Below are 15,592 nucleotides of genomic sequence, written 5' to 3'. Positions count from 1 at the left end.
TAGCGTTTCAACTCGGCTTAAGATCTTGCAGCAACAGGGCCAAGCGGATTTGCACAGCTTCATCAAAGCAGCGTGGATCGAGACCTGTCAGCAAGGCAATTTTTTCCAGGCGATAGCTCAGGGTGTTGCGGTGAATGGAGAGCTGCTTAGCAACAGCGGAGGGAGTACAGCCCAGGTTAAAAAAGGTCAATAGTGTATCCAGTAAATCGGGTTCATTGTCGAGGGGGCTTAATAGATGGGTTGCCAGTTCAATTTTGGTTTGCTCATCGGCGACACAAGCAAAGGCAGCAATTCCCAAACTATCCAGACAATAAACCCGGTTATGACCGTTGAACTGGCGGCCTAACCGTAAGGCAACCTGAGCATCTTGATAGGAGCGGGATAAACCATATAATCCGGGATGGTAACGGCCTATCCCAATGCTAATGGAGGCTCCCGTGTCACCCCGAAGGCGGCTCATTAGAGCGTTTCCAGCTCGTTTAACGGCCTCTAAATTGGTCCACGATGAGGCCGCGAACTCATTGGGGTTCATGTCATTATGCATGGCCCAACTGCCCATGTTGCGCGTGTCGCTAGCCTTCAGGACGGCAAATTCTCCATTGCCTAAGTCGGCACAAATGGTGTCGTCAGGGAGGTGAAAGAAGCTGACAATGCTGTCGATGATGAATTGCGATCGCGTCTGTTTTGTGGTCGTTTGGTCTGAGTCTGTCGCTTGAGCACAAACAAATTCACTGGCATCAATGAGAATGACCGCTCGGGGAGGCGTGAGATCCAGCTCAAGCCGTCGTGCCTGTTCTAAAATTACATCATCTTTCCCAAACTGCCCATGTAATAAACCATAAATGACTTGATTTTTATAGCGTTGAGCACTCGTGGCAGATTGGTTCAGAATCATGTCAACAAATGCTTGTGAGATCTGAGACGAAAGCATTTCTGGCTTTATTACTTGCTCTATCATCATTTCGTTCATGGGGCGATATCCGTGGAGCAAAGACGGTGGAACTTACTCATGGAGTGAACAGAGTTCATCGATCTTTAAATGAACCAGAGCCGTTGATTTTCTGTTGGCTTGGCTTCTCTCAATGACCTCAAGGAAAGATATTGATAGCCCAGAAAAATAATGACAGAAGTCTTAACTTATCCAGAGATAATTATCACTGCACTACTACGTCGGAACAAAAACTATCTAAGGTGGGGTTTACTTCTATTTTTCTAACAGAGTGGCTTATGAGACATGTACTGAGGCTATACAACAATCCAAAATCGCATCATGCAGGTTGTTATTGAGCTTAAATTAGATACTGACATCAGCTTGTTGTAAAAAGCTCGATTACATCATCTTCCCAAAGGTGTAATAAAGTCTGAAGAAAATCTATCGATCGATCTCCAACCTGGCTTCATTGGGCATTTGCACAACAAATTAAAAATTTTCGGTATGGTTTTTTTGGCAAATGCCCAATGAAACCCAAAATTGAGTTTTCTAGGATGAGCATCACAGCCTGCTCTGCGTGTCTATGCTCCATCTAGATTCCCAACCAAAGCGCATTCTTGTGGTGCGATCGCTACCCGGATTAGGCGATTTACTGTGCAGTGTCCCAGCATTGCGGGCACTGCGGACAGTGTTTCCGGCATCTCAGATTTCTTTTTTAGGGTTGCCGGAACTGCGATGGTTTGGCGATCGCTTTTCTCACCTGATGGATGACTGGGTGGAGTTTGCTGGATATCCTGGCATTCCTGAGGGTTGGCAGGGGGTGGAAGCAATTCCGCCGTTCCTGGCAGCGCAGCAAGCCCGAAACTATGATTTAGCCATTCAACTGCACGGAAATGGTAGCTATATCAATCCATTTCTGATGTTATTAGGAGCCAAGCTCAATGCGGGCTTCTTTGTACCGGGACAGTTCTGCCCCGACCCTCGTCATTTTCTGCCCTATCCTGCCGGAGAGCCAGAAATTTGGCGAATGTTGCGGTTACTGGAATTTTTGCAAATTCCACTTCAGGGGGATCAACTCGAATTTCCACTGCAATCCTCAGATCATGCTGCTTATCATCGACAGGTTCAACATCATGGATTGCAGCCTCAATCCTATGTCTGTATTCATCCGGGTGCAAGTGGAGACGATCGCCGTTGGTCGACGGAGGGCTTTGCAGCTGTTGCTGATGCCCTGGCCCAACAGGGTTATACCATCGTGCTAACGGGAAACGCGGCTGAGCGATCCCTGACGGAACAGGTGGCCCAACGTATGGTGTCGCACCCGATCAATGTAGCTGGACAAACCCAACTGGGGGCGATGGCTATCCTCCTGCAACAGGCGGCTTTGCTGGTGTGCAATGACACGGGGATCTCCCACCTGGCTGCTGCTATGAAAACACCGAGCGTGGTGGTTTTCAGTAACTCCGAAACCCAACGCTGGGCACCGTTAAACCGCGATCGCCATCGGGTGGTTGATGTGCGTCAAGCACAAACGGCCACCTCAAAAATGGTTTTAGCAGAGGCTGAGCATCTACTGGCAAAACAACCGCAATGGGAGGTGGCCTGTGCAGGATGAATGGCTCTCCACAATTCAACGGTTGTTAGTCATTCAACTGGATACTGCGGATGCCATTCGGGGAGCGATCGCAACACTCCAACAACATCGGCCGGATATCTCCCTGATTTTATTAGAGGCCCAGAATGATGACGGTTCGAGCGTTAGCTACATCTTGCCCGGTGAGATGCCTCTAACCGTCCACGATAATTTCCAACACGCCACTATTGAGTGGATTCGGGAGCAGTCGGTGGATGCTGCCGTTGTGTTGAGTGCTAGAGAGCGATCGCCCTATACCTGGGCCTATCGCTGTTATCTGGCTGGAGTTCCTATCCGCATCGGTCAATCCCTGGAGTTTGGTGGGCAAGTGCTATCTCATTGCATTGCTCCACCGGACACAACCGTCTCCGATCCCCATTTGCATCTCCTTCAGACCTGTGGGCTTGTTGCCACTGAAGCGTTGCCTCAAATCTGAATGGCTGCCGCTTGCTAAAACGTGATCCCCAAATTTTCCTGTTTGCCATAACGGCCATAATTAGCGTTTCAAAAAATCGTATCCCATCCTGCATTTATCCTTTATCGATACCCACCACCCAGCCATGCGACGTCTACGAATTCTGACCTGGCACGTTCACGGTAGCTATCTTTACTACCTGACCCAGGCTCCCCACGATTTCTATTTGCCTGTCAAGCCCGATCGCCCAGAGGGTTATGGGGGGCGGCTGCCAGGTTTCCCCTGGGGGGATAACGTGCATGACGTAGCAGCCGATGAAGTGCGTCACCTGCCGTTTGATTGCGTGCTGTTTCAATCACGACGCAACTATTTGCAGGACCAGTACGAAATTCTATCTCCTGAGCAACGTCAGCTCCCCCACCTGTTTTTAGAACACGATCCACCTCGGGAACATCCTACCGATACAACCCATGTGGTGAACGATCCCAACATGTTCCTGGTGCATGTGACCCACTTTAACGATTTGATGTGGGACAGTGGTGAGACGCCGACCTATGTTATTGATCACGGCGTTATCGTACCCAACAACGTTACCTACACCGGAGAGATTCCCCGGGGAATTGTGGTGGTCAATGGATTGCGATCGCGCGGGCGTCGTTTAGGGTCTGATATTTTTGAAAAAGTGCGTCGCCAAGTGCCCATTGATTTGGTGGGTATGGGCTCTGAAGCGCTAGGTGGGCTCGGCGAAATTTCCCATGAGGAACTTCCCGGTTTCCTCAGCCGTTATCGCTTCTTCTTCCATCCCATTCGCTACACCAGCCTGGGTCTATCTGTCTGTGAAGCCATGATGCTGGGGCTTCCCATCGTCGGCCTTGCCACGACTGAACTCCCCACCGTTGTAGAAAACGGCGTTTCTGGCTATGTCAGTACCGATCTGCAATGGCTTATCCAGCAAATGCAGATACTCATTGATGATCCCGCTCAGGCGCTCTTCCTGAGCCACAATGCCCAACAGTATGCCCAACAACGCTTTTCCATTCAGCGCTTTGTTCGTGACTGGAATGATGTGTTGGAGTTGGCGATCGCGCGTCACAGCCCGGTTTATGAAACGGTTTAGTTGGGAAGGCAGAAGGCAGCGGGCAGAAACGTTGATGTCGCCCCACCGCTCCCCGTACCTCTGCCCCCCTGCCGCTCATTCCCTACCACCCTCACACCCTTTCCTAAAACCATGACTAAACGTATAGCTCTCATTAGTGAACACGCCTCACCTCTGGGCATCTTCGGTGGTACTGATAGTGGTGGCCAAAATGTATATGTCGGCCAAGTTGCTAAGCATTTAGCTGGTCTGGGTTATCGGGTGGATGTCTTCACTCGGCGCGATCGCTCGGATCTTCCAGAGCAGGTGATTTGGCACAATGGAGTTCGTATTATTCATGTGCCTGCTGGCCCTGCGACATCCATTCCTAAGGAAGATCTACTCCCATTCATGGGGGCATTCACGCAGTTCGTTCAGTCATTTATGGAGCGGGAACGGAAGCAGGCGAATGGCTCTCTGAAAGGACAACAATTTTATCAGCTCATCCATGCCAATTTTTGGATGTCAGCATTGGTGGCGTTACAACTGAAGCGACACACCGATATTCCATTTATTGTCACGTTTCACGCCCTGGGGCGTATTCGGCGGCAGTATCAAGGGAGTGCTGATCGCTTTCCCGATCAGCGCTTTTCTGTGGAAGAAGAGGTGGTGCGGGCAGCGGACTTCATTGTGGCGGAATGCCCCCAGGATCGCGATGATCTCATTCAGTTCTATCAGGCTGAACCCAGTAAGATTCGTGTGATTCCCTGTGGGGTGGATGCGGCTGAATTTTGGCCCATTCCGAAGGCGCAGGCCCGTGCTACGTTGGGGTTGCCATTGCGCGATCGCATCGTGCTGCAACTGGGCCGTATGGTGCCTCGTAAAGGGGTAGACACGGCGATTCAGGGGGTTGCTGCCCTGAATCATGAAGCCTGCTTGCCGACCCAATTGTTGGTAGTTGGAGGCGAAGCTCCCACCCCTGACCCGGTAGCAACTCCAGAGATCGGTCGCCTGCAAACACTGGCCCGGAAGTTAAACCTGGCGGATAAAGTCACCTTCGTGGGACAACAGGGGCGCGAAATCCTGAAGTACTATTACAGTGCGGCGGATGTTTTTGTGACAACACCCTGGTACGAGCCCTTCGGTATCACCCCGCTGGAAGCGATGGCCTGTGGAACTCCTGTGATTGGTTCCAATGTAGGCGGCATTAAATTCACCGTTAAGGATGGTGAAACGGGCTACCTGGTACCACCGCAGCGCCCCGATCGGATATGCGATCGCCTCGCCTTCCTCTATCGCCATCCTGAATTACTCAACCTGATGGGGCGTCAGGCCATTCGCCATGTAGCCGCGCAATTTACCTGGCCTAAAGTGACCAGTGCGATCGCCGCCCTCTATGAAGAGGTGCTAGCCACTCCTGCCCTTTCTCTGTCCACCGTGAGTGATGAGGTACAGGCCCGCCTGCGGCTGGAGGATGCCTTTGATGCTGCTATGCACACTCTCCAACAGTCTAAACAGGCTTTAGGTGCTGATATTTTGGCGGCAGCTGCTCAACTTGGCATGTGTTTCGAGCGGGGCGGTAAGGTGCTGATCTGTGGCAATGGTGGCAGTGCGGCAGATTCGCAGCATTTCGCCGCTGAGCTAGTCGGGAAGTTCCGATCGCCCCATCGGGCTGGTCTGCCTGCGATCGCTCTCACCGCTGATACCGCGTTACTGACGGCCTGGTCAAACGATGAGGGCTACGAGGATATTTTTGCGCGTCAGGTTCGAACCTTCGGCCAACCGGGGGATGTGCTGATGGTGATGAGTACCAGTGGGCGATCGCCCAACGTCATCCAGGCGGTACAGGCGGCTAAAGCGCGCAATGTCTTCACGCTGGCATTGCTGGGCGGTGACGGTGGGAGCGTGCGCGAGCTGGTCGATCAGGCCATTTGCGTTCCGGCCACCGACCCCCAACGCATCCAGGAAATTCACCTCTTGGTGTTGCACCTGATTTGCGAATGGATTGAGGAGGATATGTTGCGTTCGAAGAGTGCAACCCTTCCCGAAAACACCTGGGATGTTTGTGCAACCCAGTCTGTGTCTTCCCCTAATCTGACGTTGACTCACGTTCCTGCTCAACGGGAAACACCTGTGGTCGCGTTAGAAACCCAAGACACCGGGTGCTTTTAAAAAACCGGTATCTGGAAACCCTAACTTTGCAAACCCGTTTTACTCAAGGAGTCATTATGCAAACGCTACCTAAAACCACTCGTGCCAACCAGAAACTAGCCGATAAAGTCGTCATCGTAACGGGCGGCGCACGGGGCCTGGGAGAAGCGACCTGCCACTGCTTGGCGGAAGCTGGCATGAAAGTGGTGGTCGCTGATATGCGGCAAGAATTAGCCACCCAAGTTGCAGAACAGATTCAGGCGCAGGACGGAACGGCGATCGCCCTCCCTCTCGACGTTAGCAGCCCCGATAACATTGCTAAATCGGTAGACACTATTCTCGAAACCTACGGAAAAATCGATGTATTGGTGAACAATGCGGGGATCGATATTACGCTTTCTGTGGAAGAAATGGCGATTGACGAATGGCAGCAGGTGATTAACGTTAACTTGAACGGGCCGTTCTACATGTCCAAAGCTGTTTTTCCCCATATGCGTGAACAGGGCGGTGGACACATTATTAACATTGTATCTACGGCAGCGAAACGCGCTTGGGCCAATGCATCAGCTTATCACGCAAGCAAATGGGGCTTGTTGGGACTCAGCCAGGCATTGCATGTAGAAGGGCGATTGCATCAAATTAAAGTCACCTCGGTGATCGCTGGAGGAATGCAAACTCCCTTCCTGCTGGATCGCTTCCCTGATATTGATGTGACGACGCTGCAAGATCCCCGCAACGTGGCTGAAACGATTGAATATTTGCTAATGCAACCCAAGGAGACGGTGATTTCTGAAATCATGGTGCTGCCCATGAAGGAGACTTCATGGCCCTAGGGCGACTAACCAATATGGAGGTTGGGTGGGCTAAGCCCGCCCAACCTCACGTCTTAAAGCCAGCCGTATTTCTCGACAAGGACGGCACATTAATTGTGGACGTCCCTTACAACGTGGACCCGGAGCAGATACAGTTACAACCCGGTGCAGCGTCAGCGGTACAACGACTCCATCAAGCCGGATATGCCTTGGTGGTTGTTTCCAATCAATCCGGGGTAGCCCGAGGTTACTTTGCGGAAGCCGCTTTGAAAACCGTTGAGCAACGTTTGCAGGAACTGTTGGGAGTACCGCTGGCAGGGTTTTACTATTGCCCCCACTATCCAACCGGTGTCGTGCCAGAGTATGCGATCGCCTGCTCCTGCCGTAAGCCCGAACCGGGAATGTTGCTGCAAGCCGCCGCCGATCTTCACCTGGATATGAGCCGTTCCTGGATGATTGGCGATATCCTCAACGACGTTGAAGCCGCGCATCGGGCTGGATGCTGTGCCATTTTGATCGACAACGGCAACGAAACGGAATGGGAGATGACCGAAGGGCGATCGCCCGATTTCACCGCACCCGATATGGCGATTGCCGCCAATTTTATCCTTCACCAGGCTAAAGACGATGACACCAACGGATTCGATGCTGACGTTTCTCGATCGCTTCGCCCATCTGCGCGTGTTGGTGATCGGTGACGCCATTCTGGATTGCTTTCTACAGGGAGGCGCCAGTCGTATTTGCCGTGAGGCTCCTGTGCCTATTGTGGATATTGAGCGGATACAGGATGTACCGGGGGGAGCGGCGAATACGGCTGCCAATGTTGCCAGTCTGGGTGGCGATACCTACTTTCTGACGGTCGTTGGCATGGATGATGCGGGCGATCGCCTGCAAATTGCTTTAGAGCAACAGGGTGTACAACTGGATGACATTCTATGTCACCCCAGTCGTCGTACCTTGATCAAACAACGAGTAATGGCAGCCGATCATCTGGTCGTACGGTTTGATCAGGGAAGTACGGGGGCGATCAGCGAAGACCTGGAGGATCAGCTTATTGAGCGGCTACAAATCCGCTTCCTCACCTGTGATGCGGTGATTATTTCTGATTATGGTTATGGCATTCTGACTCCTCGTGTGATCGATGCCCTGGCCCAACTTCAGGCTGAAAATCCCCGTGTTATTGTGGCCGACTCCAAGCATCTTCAAGCCTATGCGGCGGTCGGGGTCACGGCGGTGAAGCCAAATTATGGCGAGGCAACAGCGCTCCTGAATTTGCCTTCGTTGTTAGGAACAGCGCGCGTGAACCAAATCACACGGGAAGGCCAGAGGGTTCTAACCCAGACGAAGGCACAATTGGCTGCTATCACATTGGATGTTGATGGAGCGCTCATTTTTATGGGCGACCATTCCCCCACGCGCACTCTGGCTCAACCGGCTCCCAGTTGCAATGCCACAGGGGCGGGAGACACCTACGTGGCCTCTCTGGCGTTAGCTCTGGCCGCTGGAGCCGATGCGAATGCAGCCGCCACCCTTGCCGGGGCTGCAACTGCGATTACAACCCTGGAAGTGGGGACAACGTGCTGTGAGCTGGCTACGTTACGGCGATCGCTCTCAGATACCCACAAACGCCTCAGCGACCAGGCCGAGCTTCTCTCTGCTGTAGAGCAGATCCGCAATCGGGGCAAACGCATCGTCTTCACGAATGGTTGCTTCGACTTGTTGCACTCGGGCCACGTCACGGTCTTAGAACAAGCTAAAGCCTTGGGCGATGTGCTGATGGTGGGCGTGAATACTGATGAAAGCATTCGCCAGCTTAAGGGGGATGCTCGTCCGGTGAATGGGTTGGGCGATCGCCTTGCGGTGTTGGCTGCTCTGGGATGTGTCGATTACGTGATACCGTTTGGCGACCTATCGCCCCGGGAACTGATTCGTCTGATTCGCCCTGATGTGTATACCAAAGGTGGAGATTACACCCGGCACAGCTTACCGGAAACTCCCCTGGTAGAGGAACTGGGCGGTGAAGTCATTATTTTGCCTTATGTGGAACAGCGCTCTACCACCGGCATGATTCAATCCATTCGATCAGGGAGGGGCTAATGACCGACGTGACCTGGGAGCAGGACTGGGCCGCCGCTAAGCGAATTCTGTGCATTCGCCTCGATAGTTTAGGGGATATGGTGATGACCACCCCTGCCCTCAATGCTTTAAAAGCGGCCAATCCAGAGCGCCATTTGACCTTAATGACCTCTACGGCAGGAGCGGCGATCTCCGCTCACCTACCCATGATTGACGAGGTTATGGTCTACGAAGCCCCCTGGCTGAAGGCAACTGCCCCCCGCCAAAACAGCCAGCCAGAATTTGAAATGGTGGAGGTGTTGCGCGATCGCGCCTTCGATGCCGCCATTATCTTCACGGTCTACAGCCAGAACCCGCTGCCTTCGGCTTTCATGTGCTACATGGCCGACATACCATTGCGTCTGGCGCACTGCCGCGAAAATCCCTACCAGCTCCTCACTCACGTCATCCGCGACCCCGAGCCTGAGCAGTTCACCCGCCACGAAGTCCAACGGCAACTGGATCTCGTCGCCAGCATCGGAGCCCATCCTGTTAATGGTGACACCCGCCTCACCATCGCTACTTCTCCCCTGGCGGAGTGTCGCATAGCCCTGCGCCTCCGGGAATTAGGGCTCACCCCCGATCGCCCCTGGATCGTCATTCACCCTGGAGCCACCGCCCCCTCCCGCCGTTATGCACCCGAGCGTTTCGCTGAAGTAGGGCGATCGCTCCATCAACAAGGGATAACCGCCGTCTTCACTGGTAGCGCTGAGGAACAGGAACTCGTCGAATCCATCCGTCAGCAGATGGAAGTCCCCTCTATTTCCCTGGTGGGCCAACTCGACATCCCCGACCTGATCGCCCTCCTGCAAGCCGCCCCCCTGCTGCTTTGCAACAATACCGGCCCCGTTCACCTTGCCGCCGCCCTCGGCACCCCCGTTGTCGACCTCTACGCCCTGACAAATCTACAACACACCCCCTGGCAAGTGCCCCACCGGGTTCTCTACCACGACGTCCCCTGCCGCATCTGCTACCGCAGCATCTGCCCCGAAGGCCACCACCATTGCCTGGAACTCGTCACCCCCGACCAGGTCGTGACAGCCATTTTGGAACTACTCGCAGAAACCAGCGCTTCCGAAACATCTGTATCCCTCAGCCCTCACCTTGTTTGAGAGTTGCGAAGGCGAACCCACACCCCCTAGCCCCCTCTCCCAAAAGAGGGGGAACCGGAACAGGTTTATATACGCTCTCCAACAACACAATTTCTAAACCCATGTCAACCATCGACGTCCTAATCCCCACCTACAACCGCCCCACCGCCCTAGCCGTCACCCTCACCAGCCTCAGCGCCCAAACCCACCCCGATTTCAGCATCATTGTCTCTGATCAAAGCGACACCTGCGACGTCGCAGACATCAGCGAAATCCAAACCATCCAACGGGTGTTGCGATCGCACAACCACCCCACCCAAATTCACAAACACCTTCCCCGCCGAGGCATCGCCGAACAACGCCAATTTCTTCTCACCCAGGCTACCGCCCCCTACGTCCTCTACCTCGACGATGACGTCATCCTCGAACCCTGGGTTATCCAAACCCTCCTCGAAGCCCTCCAAAACCAAGGTTGCGGCTTCGTCGGCAATCCTCTTATCGGCCTCAGCTTCCTGGACGACATTCGTCCCCACGAACATACCGCCCTCCAATTCTGGGAAACCGCTGTGCAGCCTGAAATCGTGCGATCGCACACCCCCGAATGGGAACGCTGGCGACTCCACAACGCCGCTAACCCCTACCACATCCAACAAAAACTAGGCATCACCCCCGACAACCCCCGTCTCTACCGCATCAACTGGATTGGTGGTTGCGTATTATTCGATCGCGCCAAACTGCTGGATGTTGGTGGCTTCAGCTTTTGGCAAGACGTCCCCGCGACAGCTTGTGGTGAAGACGTGTTAGTGCAGCGGCGCTTAATGGCCCAGTATGGCGGTTGTGGCCTACTACCATCCGGTGCCTACCACCAGGAATTGCCTACAACCCTGCCCGATCGCACCGAAAGTGCGTCCAATTTATTGTCCATATAAACGCTGATGTTTCCCATCAGCCCCCATCGGTAGAACCCCTGTGTCCTCCCTCACCCGTATCCTCTTCATCGAACTGCTTGGCGGCTTAGGCGACGTATTGATCGCCCTGCCCGCCATGCAAGCGATCGCCCAATCTCACCCTCACGCTACCCTCACGGTTCTCACCTTTGCTCCGGGTGGCGATCTGTTGCACTATCATCCCCTCATCCATCGCGTCATCCAGATCCCCAAAGGCACCGCTCGCCACGCCGTACAAGTTCTCACTCACAATTCCTCTTTCGACCTGATCATTACCGATACGACTTACGATGGCATTGCCGATTTGGTTCAACAAAGTGGTGTGCCCCACGTCGTCACTAACCTGTGGCGGAATCCACCCGATCATCAGAAAGTGAGCGATCGCTTCCTCCAACTCCTCCACGAAGACGGTTGGATTACACCAGAAGCGCTGAATATGAATCAGCACCCGCGTATCTACCTGACCCCGGCCGAACATGCGGCTGCCCAGGCACGTTTGGGCGATCTGCCCCACCCCCGTATTGGCCTCTATTCCGACGCCGGAATGGCCATCAAACGGTGGCCCACTGAAAACTTCATTACCCTTGCTCACGTTCTCCAACAAGAACATCAAGCCAGCATCATTGTCCCTGAAGGGTCTGATACGGCTTCTATTCAGGCCATCACCGCAAAAATTCCCACGGCTAAACCCTGGCCTAAAGGAACGCTGCGAGAACTCGCGGCCCTCTTTGCACAACTCGATGCTGTTGTAGCCGCTGACACAGGCCCGGCTCGTATTGCGGCTGCCCTGGGCATTCCTACCGTCACATTGTTTGGGCCATCCTGGGGCGATCGCTATGGCCAGCCTCTGCCTCATCAAAATCTTCAGGGTTATCCTTCCTGCCCCGAACGCTACATTCCCAACTTCACCACTCAATCCTGTTGGTACAGCGGCCAATGTCCATTTGAGTGGAGGACGTGTGTTGATGACATTTCGCCTGAAGCCGTTCTCACCGCTCTGATTCCTATGATTTCTGCTGGTTTAGAAGGCAGAGAATTACCGGAGCAGGAGGGTAAAGGGATAAACCAACGGTTAGAAGGCATAAGGCTAGGATCAAAAACGGGCAGCTTCCCTTCCCTCCTTCCCTCTTTCGCTTCTGCACAGAATATCCTCGCCATTCGTCTCGATAATATTGGCGATGTGATCATGACTGGCCCCGCTCTAAAAGCTCTGAAAGCAAACGCCTCGACTCAGCTGACATTGCTGGCAAGCCCTGCCGGAGCGCAAGCGGCTGCCGTATTGCCGTGGGTTGATGATGTCATTGCATGGCGATCGCTCTGGCAAGACCTGGGGCGGCTCCCCTTTGACCCGGACCGGGAATGGCAGTTGATCGAGCAATTGAGAGCACGGCAATTTGATGCGGCTGCCATCTTCACGAGTTTCAAGCAGAGCCCTCATCCAGCAGCCTTGATTTGTCAAATGGCTGGAATTCCTGTGCGCTTAGGGTTCTCGCGAGAAGAAGATGTTGTGCTTACCCATACGGCTTCTGCACCTCCCGACGAGGAACATCAGGCCGAACGTAACATGCACTTGGTGGAATTCGTGGGTTATTCAGTCCACGATCGCAGCTTACAACTCCAAATACCGGCATGCTCCCTCATTCCTGATGAACCCTATTTACTTCTGAACCCATGGGCCAGTTGCCCATCTCGCACGTATGATCTGGAACGATTCGGAAAAGCGGCTGCCCTGTTGAGTGAACAGACTGGGTATCGGGTGGTTGTTACAGGGTTGGAAAAGGACCGCGATCGCGCCCGTCCATTATTGGAGATCGTGGGCGATCGCGCTATCGACTACATGGGACAAACGAATTTTACAGATTTAGTCGCGCTGGTCGCTCATGCTCGTCTGATGCTGTCTAACAACACTTCCACCATGCACATTGCCGATGCCACGCGCACTCCCAGCGTCATCCTCTTTGCCGGGACTGAGTTGGAACGACAATGGCGGCCCCGCAGCACACGAGCGGTTTTGCTACGCTGTCCGACCTCTTGTAGCCCCTGCTATCAGTTCACCTGCCCCTATGAGCTGGAGTGTTTAGATATTACTCCAGAGGCGATCGCGGTGGCTGGCCTATCCCTATTACAGGAGGCCCGTCTATGCGTGTAACCTTTGTGGCCGGAGGTTATCAGCCTCAGCGGTGCGGTGTAGCTGACTACCTTGCGCACCTACGCACACACCTGGCCAAGCAGGGTGTTGAATCTCAAGTTGTGACGTCACAGGTTTCTGCCCAGGCTATCAATAAACCGGATGTGATAGGAGCCGTAGATGATTGGGCAATGCCCAACCTGTTTCCCCTGGTGCGGACATTGATGGCTCATCCTACAGATGTGTTGCATATTCAGCATGCAGCAGGGAGCTATGGGTTTCAGCGTCCCATTTTTTTGCTGCCGCTTCTGTTGCGATCGCTCGGCTATCGCCCACCTATTGTTACCACAGCTCACGAATATGGCTGGTGGGAATGGACGCCCAGTTGGATTCCGGCTGGATTGTTGGAATTTGCCAAAAATTGGGGCCAGCAACGCGGTTGGTGGGATCGAGAAGACGGCTGGTTATTGACGGGTAGCGAAGCCATCATTACGACCAATGAAAATATTGCGGCAATTATGCGCGATCGCCTTCCCCAATTGGGCGATCGCCTCCATTCCATTCCCATTGCAGCGAACGTAAGTGTTGCCCCCATCGATCGGGATATAGCCCGGCGTCAACTACGGCAAACCTGTAATTGGCCGGAAGACACAGAAGTGATTGCCTTTTTTGGGTTTCTTCATCCTGTTAAAGGGATTGAAACATTGCTGCAGGCTGTGCAAAAGGTGGTCTACTCACGTCCCAATGTCCGGTTACTTCTGCTAGGTGGAGTGGAAACCCTCTCGCTACAAGGAGAAGATGCAGAACGCTACTGGCAGAAAATCCAAGCTTGTATTGCCGAATTGCAATTATCTCAGTCTGTTCATTGTACGGGTTATATAGATGCGGAACAGGCGTCTCATTACTTATCAGGGGCGGATATCGGTGTGCTTCCATTTAACCCCGGCGTAACCCTTAAAAGTGGCTCATTGTTGACTTTGCTAGCCCATCGACTACCGACTGTCATCGCGGAGTCAGTAGAAACGGATCCCGTGTTAATGTCAGACTTGGTGAAGCGTGTTTCTCCCCGCTGTGTGCCCTCTCTGGCTAACGCTCTTCTGGAATTATTGGATGATTGTTTCCAGTGCGATCGCTTATCGGAAAATGGATACCGATTTGTACAGTCGCGTACCTGGGAGGCGATCGCCCTCCAGCATCATGCTATATATCAAAAAGTTATAAATCAATTCTCCAATTAGAGTCTGTTTTTTCGTGCGCAAGGCGCACGAAAAAACAGACTCTAGCGGAATTCCGTTTGGCTTTTTAGCCAGCAATTCTCATTTTGAAATCCAACCCGAACATAGCCCGCCTTCGGCGGGCTATGTTCGGGTTTCAAAGCTGAGAGTTCGTGCCCGAAGGGCACGAACTCTCAGCTTTGAAACCCATACTGAGAATTGCTGCTTTTTAGCCGAGGGTCAAGATTATCAGGTTGTGGGGTGTATTGCGATTAGCATGGTGCCCACGCTTTACACAGACCAAAGCCAGCTCAGAAGAAATAAACCACCCAGGAACGCTTCTGCCACAACACCCCCGATATTTTTAACTGTAATACTGCGATCGAACAGACTCGACAACAGACGTACCAGGGCCGCTCCTAATGATGCAATTCCTAAAACTGTAAACGCATCTGTTGACTGCAACCATAAACAGGTAGCTCCCAACCCCAGGAAAAAACTTCCTAACGTTGATCGAATTTCAGAAATCCCCACCGGAGCAATGGGTTGAATACCCACAAAAGCAGCCATGGTTTTGGGAAAGAACAAGGCGGCTCCCCCTAACACCATGAGAAGGGCTGCTGCAACGTTAGGTGCAAGTTGAATCAAAGTTTCCACACGCAAAATCTTGAAGCAATATCTCCATTTGTAACTACCGATGTTAAAGTCGGTACTGTCTGCCGATAGAATTTCCTAATTTCCTCCTCGGGCAACTGTCGCAAGAGGAGTTAGCGCTGATAGACAACCACGTTAGCGGCTTGAGCCCGTTGCGATCGCTCATCCTCAGCGGCCATCAGGTTACTAATACGAGGTCCTTGGCAACTCTAGCCCATTTAACGGTTCTGGGTTTAGCAGAAAACCCATAGGCGATCGCACTTGTCCACTTCGCGACCTCAGTGCGCGTTATTTCGAATAAGATATTTCCATACTAAGTACCGGACAAAAGCTTGCAAAGATTGAGTAGGAGAGGGTTTCATGAGAATTACCACATTCATCCACGAAACCCTCATGAACCAGATTACTCTAATCCGAAAAACATTG

At 53.0% G+C, this 15,592-nt stretch carries 13 protein-coding genes; 11 read left to right on the top strand and 2 right to left on the bottom strand.

Annotation, left to right across the window (positions count from 1 at the left end; genetic code table 11):
- Positions 1-7: 7 nt before the first annotated feature.
- Positions 8-895, bottom strand: a complete 888-nt coding sequence (locus H6F91_RS01285; protein WP_242035582.1) for a helix-turn-helix domain-containing protein — start codon at positions 893-895, stop codon at positions 8-10.
- A 619-nt stretch (positions 896-1,514) separates the two neighbouring features.
- Here H6F91_RS01285 and H6F91_RS01280 point away from each other — a divergent pair.
- The 11 genes from H6F91_RS01280 to H6F91_RS01230 all read left to right on the top strand — a co-directional run bounded on the left by H6F91_RS01280 (position 1,515) and on the right by H6F91_RS01230 (position 14,536).
- Positions 1,515-2,546: a glycosyltransferase family 9 protein gene (locus tag H6F91_RS01280; RefSeq protein ID WP_190770860.1), complete on the top strand. Its 1,032-nt coding sequence runs from the start codon at positions 1,515-1,517 to the stop codon at positions 2,544-2,546.
- The gene (locus H6F91_RS01275) at positions 2,536-3,000 is read left to right on the top strand and encodes a hypothetical protein (RefSeq protein ID WP_190770861.1); all 465 of its coding nucleotides are present in this window, start codon (positions 2,536-2,538) and stop codon (positions 2,998-3,000) included. Before H6F91_RS01280 ends, H6F91_RS01275 begins: the two co-directional genes overlap by 11 nt.
- A gap of 124 nt (positions 3,001-3,124) precedes the next feature.
- Positions 3,125-4,096 (top strand): glycosyltransferase family 4 protein, encoded by a 972-nt coding sequence (locus H6F91_RS01270; protein ID WP_190770862.1) that lies wholly within the window; start codon positions 3,125-3,127, stop codon positions 4,094-4,096.
- A 111-nt stretch (positions 4,097-4,207) separates the two neighbouring features.
- The gene (locus H6F91_RS01265; protein WP_190770863.1) at positions 4,208-6,226 is read left to right on the top strand and encodes a glycosyltransferase; all 2,019 of its coding nucleotides are present in this window, start codon (positions 4,208-4,210) and stop codon (positions 6,224-6,226) included.
- 56 nt (positions 6,227-6,282) lie between these two features.
- Positions 6,283-7,038, top strand: a complete 756-nt coding sequence (locus H6F91_RS01260; RefSeq protein WP_190770864.1) for an SDR family oxidoreductase — start codon at positions 6,283-6,285, stop codon at positions 7,036-7,038.
- A gap of 14 nt (positions 7,039-7,052) precedes the next feature.
- Entirely contained in the window at positions 7,053-7,715 is a 663-nt protein-coding gene (locus H6F91_RS01255; protein WP_190770868.1) for an HAD-IIIA family hydrolase, read from the top strand.
- Complete coding sequence (gene rfaE2, locus H6F91_RS01250) at positions 7,645-9,114, top strand: D-glycero-beta-D-manno-heptose 1-phosphate adenylyltransferase (protein WP_199307577.1); 1,470 nt, start codon at positions 7,645-7,647, stop codon at positions 9,112-9,114. The genes H6F91_RS01255 and rfaE2 overlap by 71 nt, the downstream gene beginning before the upstream one ends.
- Positions 9,114-10,244: a lipopolysaccharide heptosyltransferase II gene (waaF, locus tag H6F91_RS01245; RefSeq protein WP_190770865.1), complete on the top strand. Its 1,131-nt coding sequence runs from the start codon at positions 9,114-9,116 to the stop codon at positions 10,242-10,244. The genes rfaE2 and waaF overlap by 1 nt, the downstream gene beginning before the upstream one ends.
- Before the next feature lie 101 nt (positions 10,245-10,345).
- Complete coding sequence (locus H6F91_RS01240; protein ID WP_190770866.1) at positions 10,346-11,152, top strand: glycosyltransferase family A protein; 807 nt, start codon at positions 10,346-10,348, stop codon at positions 11,150-11,152.
- Positions 11,153-11,192: 40 nt separating this feature from the next.
- Positions 11,193-13,319, top strand: a complete 2,127-nt coding sequence (locus tag H6F91_RS01235; RefSeq protein WP_199307576.1) for a glycosyltransferase family 9 protein — start codon at positions 11,193-11,195, stop codon at positions 13,317-13,319.
- On the top strand, positions 13,310-14,536 hold the full coding sequence (locus tag H6F91_RS01230) for a glycosyltransferase (protein WP_190770867.1): 1,227 nt from the start codon (positions 13,310-13,312) through the stop codon (positions 14,534-14,536). Before H6F91_RS01235 ends, H6F91_RS01230 begins: the two co-directional genes overlap by 10 nt.
- Positions 14,537-14,803: 267 nt before the next feature.
- On the opposite strand, the gene H6F91_RS01225 is transcribed toward H6F91_RS01230, so the two are convergent.
- A complete protein-coding gene (locus tag H6F91_RS01225) occupies positions 14,804-15,169 on the bottom strand; it encodes a DUF4345 family protein (protein WP_190789190.1) in 366 nt (121 codons plus the stop codon).
- Positions 15,170-15,592: the final 423 nt, after the last annotated feature.

The sequence above is a fragment of the Leptolyngbya sp. FACHB-8 genome, assembly GCF_014695575.1.
GTDB lineage: Bacteria > Cyanobacteriota > Cyanobacteriia > Elainellales > Elainellaceae > Vacuolonema.
Note: the sequence above shows the minus strand (reverse complement) of the source record. Positions and strands in the feature narration are given on the sequence as shown.

Bases quoted from the DNA above. Each gene is read 5' to 3' on its own strand.
- H6F91_RS01260 (WP_190770864.1), top strand. From the start codon at position 6,283: ATGCAAACGCTACCTAAAACCACTCGTGCCAACCAGAAACTAGCCGAT.
- H6F91_RS01255 (WP_190770868.1), top strand. From the start codon at position 7,053: ATGGAGGTTGGGTGGGCTAAGCCCGCCCAACCTCACGTCTTAAAGCCA.
- rfaE2 (WP_199307577.1), top strand. From the start codon at position 7,645: ATGACACCAACGGATTCGATGCTGACGTTTCTCGATCGCTTCGCCCAT.
- H6F91_RS01230 (WP_190770867.1), top strand. From the start codon at position 13,310: ATGCGTGTAACCTTTGTGGCCGGAGGTTATCAGCCTCAGCGGTGCGGT.
- H6F91_RS01240 (WP_190770866.1), top strand. From the start codon at position 10,346: ATGTCAACCATCGACGTCCTAATCCCCACCTACAACCGCCCCACCGCC.
- waaF (WP_190770865.1), top strand. From the start codon at position 9,114: ATGACCGACGTGACCTGGGAGCAGGACTGGGCCGCCGCTAAGCGAATT.
- H6F91_RS01280 (WP_190770860.1), top strand. From the start codon at position 1,515: ATGCTCCATCTAGATTCCCAACCAAAGCGCATTCTTGTGGTGCGATCG.
- H6F91_RS01265 (WP_190770863.1), top strand. From the start codon at position 4,208: ATGACTAAACGTATAGCTCTCATTAGTGAACACGCCTCACCTCTGGGC.
- H6F91_RS01285 (WP_242035582.1), bottom strand. From the start codon at position 895: ATGATTCTGAACCAATCTGCCACGAGTGCTCAACGCTATAAAAATCAA.
- H6F91_RS01270 (WP_190770862.1), top strand. From the start codon at position 3,125: ATGCGACGTCTACGAATTCTGACCTGGCACGTTCACGGTAGCTATCTT.